The sequence below is a fragment of the Staphylococcus sp. GDY8P120P genome (assembly GCF_017892065.1).
Taxonomy (GTDB): domain Bacteria; phylum Bacillota; class Bacilli; order Staphylococcales; family Staphylococcaceae; genus Staphylococcus; species Staphylococcus nepalensis.
In genome coordinates this window covers 1-5,162 of record NZ_JAESKI010000039.1, presented here as the reverse complement: position 1 = coordinate 5,162, position 5,162 = coordinate 1, and the positions used below count along the sequence as shown (strand labels likewise).

Below are 5,162 nucleotides of genomic sequence, written 5' to 3'. Positions count from 1 at the left end.
TTCAGTTTTCAATGTTCATTGATGCGTTACAAGAATTAATTGTAACATTAAGTTTTTGTTAAGTCAATAATAAATTTTGTTTATTTTTATTTAACTTTATTTCGTTTGTTAACTCAACATTTAATATTGTATAACCATTCAAAGGTTTTAACAAGTGTCAAATTTACACTTTGTAATATTTTTTTGTTTGGTTTGTTTTTGGTTGCCATCTCGTTTTGACGACTTTTATATAATATCAAGTTTAATCACAATCGTCAATTCAAATTCTAAATCTTTTTAGTTAAATTTTACCTTAGAGATAACTATTTATTTTTAATATGTATTAAAATATTAAAAAGTGTAAGTATTTTGATGAATTATAGGATGATTTTGAGTATATCCATTCAATTAAGTTTCCAAAATGGAAGTATATTGGAACCATTTAACTGCGCTTATAAATCAATTTACTTCTTTCATTTGTTGTTTCTTCTATATTATAGATAAGAAAAAGGCTTCGTTAATAAAACGAAGCCTCACACTTTAGTAAATTAATTTTTATAAATTTTAATCGATGCTATTATTTTTCATTATCTTGGCAATCTTTACATAAACCATAAATTTCCATACGGTGGTGCGTTACATCGAAGTTTGTTACGTGCTGAGCTAACTGTTCAACTTCATGGAGTTGTGGATAGTGGAAATCTACGATCTTGCCGCAATTTTCACATATAACATGATAGTGATTATGTGTGTTGAAGTCGAAACGGCTTGAAGCATCTCCATAAGGTAATTCTTTTACAATACCTATGCCTTTAAATACACGTAAGTTATTATATATAGTTGCAACACTTATATTTGGAAAATCAGGTGAAAGTGCTTGATAAATTTCATCAGCTGTTGGATGCGTTTCTGAAGCAATTAAAAACTTTAAAATGGCTTGTCTTTGTGGCGTTATTCTAATGCCATTATCTCTTAACGATGCTATTGAATCTTCTAATTGATGTTCAACTGTTTCCATCTCTGCACTCATTTCCCTCACCATCTTTCTATTTAATAATAATTATTACTTAATATTAATATAACGGTTGAGTTAAGGAAATGTCAATAACTAAAGCTCATTTCAATCAATATCCTGCTTGAGGGTTAACCACATTCTCAATTAGCTCATGGTTATTGAGAAAATATACTAGATTTCTTTGGAAAATATCAGTTACTTCTTCCTGATTTTCTATCCCATTCCCCGTAATGTGCGCTGTTATTGAAATGTTATCTAGGTTGTAGAGTTGATTATCTGGATTTAATGGTTCATTTTCAAACACGTCTAAATATGCATGTCTTATCAATTTGTCTTTTAAAACGTTAGCTATAATATTTTCATCCACGATAGTGCCTCTGCCTACATTAATAAACAATGCAGTATCTTTCATCGCCTCGAAATGGCTTCTTTGAAGTAAATGAATCGTATCTTTTGTTTCCGGTAATGTGTTTACAACAATATCCGCTTCAGGTAGAGCTGATGTCAACTCATCAATCGCATATACTTGTGAAAAACCGTCTACTGAATGTCCTGAAGTATTGACGCCTTGAACAATTACATCCATTGCATTTGCTATTTTCGCTGTTTTTTGTGCAATACTACCTGTTCCTAAAAATAAAACTTTTTGTCCACTAACTCTTTTACCAGTTAATTTAGAATCATAATATTTATGTTTTTGATTAATGAAAGAAGTGCTCATATGCTTATAATCGTCTAAAATAAAAGCTATGATGAATTCGGACATTTGTTTAGCGTGCACACCCTTCCCATTAGTAAGTAATATGTTTTGGTTATCAATGTACTCTAATGGTAGCTTATTAACCCCAGTGGAATACCAAGCTAGCCACTTTAAATTTGGACATTCCTCTAAGAATGTTTGATCTATTGCACTATCATATCCAAATAAAATATCTAGATCTTTTTTATCGTTATCATTTATTTCCGAAATACCACTCGTAAATACAAAATTTACATTTGGAAAAGTATCAACTAAATCTCCTTCTAATCCATCCAATCGTTTTAAACTGACAGCCTTCATCTAATCTCACCCCAAAATAGCTTTTAGTTCTTCCATTTGTGATTTTACTTTAACCTTTTCAATTACATCTATAATAATACCATTTTCATCTAAGACAAATGTAGTTCTTACTATCCCCATAGATTCTTTACCAAAAGATTTTTTTAATTGATACACACCAACTTCATTAGATAATTGATAATCCTCGTCTATCAGCAAATCAAAATTCAAGTTAAGTTTATTGCTAAAATTTTGGTGTTTTTTCTTTGTATCTCCACTGATACCATATACTTGTGTATCAAGTTTATTAAAATAAGATAAATTATCTCTAAAATCACATGCTTCTGTAGTACAAGTTGGCGTATTATCTCTAGGATAGAAGTAAATTACTGCTTTACTTCCTTTAAGCGTTTCATTAGAAATAATGTCCCCATTTTGATTTTCTAGTTTGAATTTGGGAAATTGATCTCCTTTTTTTAACAAATAACTCACCCTATTTCTTTTTAATATTAATTATATGATACGATAATAAACGAAAATATTAAATTAAAAGAGGTTGATATTAATGAAATTTACTGAAAGTGAAAGACTTCAAAATTTTTCAAATGAATATATATTAGGTGGCGTCAATTCGCCTTCTCGTTCATATAAAGCTGTAGGAGGTGGTGCTCCAGTAATGATGCAATCTGGAGAAGGCGCTTATCTATATGATGTAGATGGAAATAAGTATATTGATTATTTACAAGCATACGGCCCAATTATAACTGGTCATGCGCATCCTCATATTACAAAAGCAATTCAAGACCAAGCTGCACTGGGTGTTTTATATGGTACACCTACAGAGTTGGAAATAGACTTTGCCAAAAAATTACGCGATGCAATTCCTTCATTAGAAAAAATTCGTTTTGTAAACTCAGGGACAGAAGCTGTGATGACAACCATACGTGTAGCCCGCGCATATACTAGAAGAAATAAAATAATCAAATTTTCAGGTCAATATCACGGTCACTCAGACCTAGTATTAGTAGCAGCTGGCAGTGGACCTTCCCAATTAGGTTCTCCTGATTCAGCAGGTGTGCCTCAAAGCGTTGCGCAAGAAGTTATCACAGTACCTTATAATGATATCGACGCATATAAAGAAGCTATTAATTATTGGGGGGATGACATTGCGGCAGTTTTAGTGGAACCGATTGTTGGAAATTTTGGTATGGTCAAACCTAAACAAGGTTTTTTAGAACAAGTAAATGAAATCACACATAATAATGGAAGTTTAGTAATTTATGACGAGGTCATTACTGCCTTTCGTTTCCATTATGGTGGTGCGCAAGATCTTTACAAAGTTTACCCCGATTTGACTGCTTTTGGGAAAATTATCGGCGGTGGCTTGCCAATAGGCGGTTATGGCGGCAAACAAGAGATAATGGAACAAGTCGCACCATTAGGTCCTGCGTATCAAGCTGGAACGATGGCTGGTAATCCATTATCGATGAAAGCAGGTATTGCTTTATTGGAAGTATTAGAACAAGAAGGCATATATGAACATCTCAACGATTTAGGAAAACGCTTAGAGGAAGGCTTGAATGAACTAATTCAAAAACACCATATAACTGCAACTGTTAATAGAGTATATGGTGCATTGACGCTTTACTTCACAAATGAAGTTGTCACACATTATGACCAAGCTGAAAATTCAGATGGAGAAGCGTTTGCTAAATTCTTCAAACTCATGTTACATCAAGGAATTAACCTTGCACCATCCAAATTTGAAGCATGGTTTTTAACAACTGAACACACTAAAAAAGATATAGATCAAACATTAGCAGCTGTAGATTATGCATTCAGTCAAATGAAATAAACTTGAATTTTATAGGGAATCGTTGTATAACAAGTATAAACATTATTTTATTAAATATACGAAGGAGCGGTACATTTGAAATTAGGAGCACGTATTCTGAAGACAGGTATAGCTATTATACTTGCTTTGTTTATCGCTTCTCTGTTCCCTGATGAAGCAGGATTAAAAGCAATCGCTGCAGTCAGTGCGGTAATCGCGATGCAACCAAGTGTTTTTCGTTCCATTAAAACAATTTCAGAAAGAGCAATTGGTAACCTCATAGGTGCATTACTTGCAGTTGTTATGGTTACAGTTTTTGGTAATAATCCAGTAATCATGGGTGTTACCGTTATACTATTAATTGCCATTTTATTCCGTTTTAATTTGGAACATGTAGCTACACTTGCAAGTATAACTGCATTAATAATTATGGGAACACATACTGGTAACTTTTATGTTTCTGCATTTTACAGATTTGTACTTGTTATGGTAGGTGTAATTAGTTCTTCTGCAGTTAATCTTTTATTTTTACCCCCTAAATTTGAGTCGAAAATTTACTATAACGCTTTGAATATTTGTTCAGACATATTTGTATGGTTCAAACTTGTTTTAAATGACACATCTGAATATCATCATATCAAAGAAGATAGAGGCCTAATTAGCAAACGTATTTCGAAGTTAGAGCAAACATTTGAGTATTATGAAGAGGAAAGACCTTGGACTAAAAAGCAAATGTACGCACAAAACAGAAAAAAAATACTCTTCAAGCAAGTTGTTCGAAGTACACGTCAAGCTTATGATGTATTAAAACGAATGAATCGATACCAAAATGATCTTCATAATTTAAATAATGAATTACTACTACAAATTAAATTAGAGATTGATTTGCTAATCGCTTATCATGAACAAATTTTTATCAGTCTTTCAAAAAAAGCACGTTACGACGTTAGCCACTTCGACAGTCAAATTGAGAATCCGCAAAAAAAAGATTTAATGGATGCCTTTCAACGTGAAATTATCAAAGATCCTTACCAAACAACATATTCTTTCGCTAATATCATGCAGATTATTTCATCCATAGAAGAATATCGTTATACTTTAGAACATTTAGATCGGTTAGTTATTAGTTTCTTTTCTTATCATCAAAATGATAATGAAATTGAAATTGAAGAAGAAGATTTCGATTTATAAATAAAAAGAGGCCGGACGTCATTGAACTGACCCCAATATGTGGGAATAAAAAAAAAACACTTTCGGTGAATTCGTATAAAATGAATTTAAAAGGAGGTGTTTTT

The 5,162-nt window shown here is 32.0% G+C and carries 5 protein-coding genes; 2 read left to right on the top strand and 3 right to left on the bottom strand.

Going from position 1 to position 5,162, the window contains the following annotated elements:
• Positions 1-556: 556 nt before the first annotated feature.
• The 3 genes from perR to KA900_RS14455 form a co-directional block, all read right to left on the bottom strand.
• Complete coding sequence (gene perR, locus KA900_RS14465) at positions 557-1,009, bottom strand: peroxide-responsive transcriptional repressor PerR (RefSeq protein WP_096808978.1); 453 nt, start codon at positions 1,007-1,009, stop codon at positions 557-559.
• Between the two features lie 94 nt (positions 1,010-1,103).
• Complete coding sequence (locus KA900_RS14460; RefSeq protein ID WP_115342082.1) at positions 1,104-2,054, bottom strand: phosphoglycerate dehydrogenase; 951 nt, start codon at positions 2,052-2,054, stop codon at positions 1,104-1,106.
• A 6-nt stretch (positions 2,055-2,060) separates the two neighbouring features.
• Entirely contained in the window at positions 2,061-2,516 is a 456-nt protein-coding gene (locus KA900_RS14455; protein ID WP_096808972.1) for a peroxiredoxin, read from the bottom strand.
• An 82-nt stretch (positions 2,517-2,598) separates the two neighbouring features.
• Between KA900_RS14455 and KA900_RS14450 the strand changes: the two genes are divergently transcribed.
• Positions 2,599-3,888 (top strand): glutamate-1-semialdehyde 2,1-aminomutase, encoded by a 1,290-nt coding sequence (locus KA900_RS14450; protein WP_103373320.1) that lies wholly within the window; start codon positions 2,599-2,601, stop codon positions 3,886-3,888.
• A gap of 75 nt (positions 3,889-3,963) precedes the next feature.
• Positions 3,964-5,058: an FUSC family protein gene (locus KA900_RS14445; RefSeq protein WP_096808969.1), complete on the top strand. Its 1,095-nt coding sequence runs from the start codon at positions 3,964-3,966 to the stop codon at positions 5,056-5,058.
• Positions 5,059-5,162: the final 104 nt, after the last annotated feature.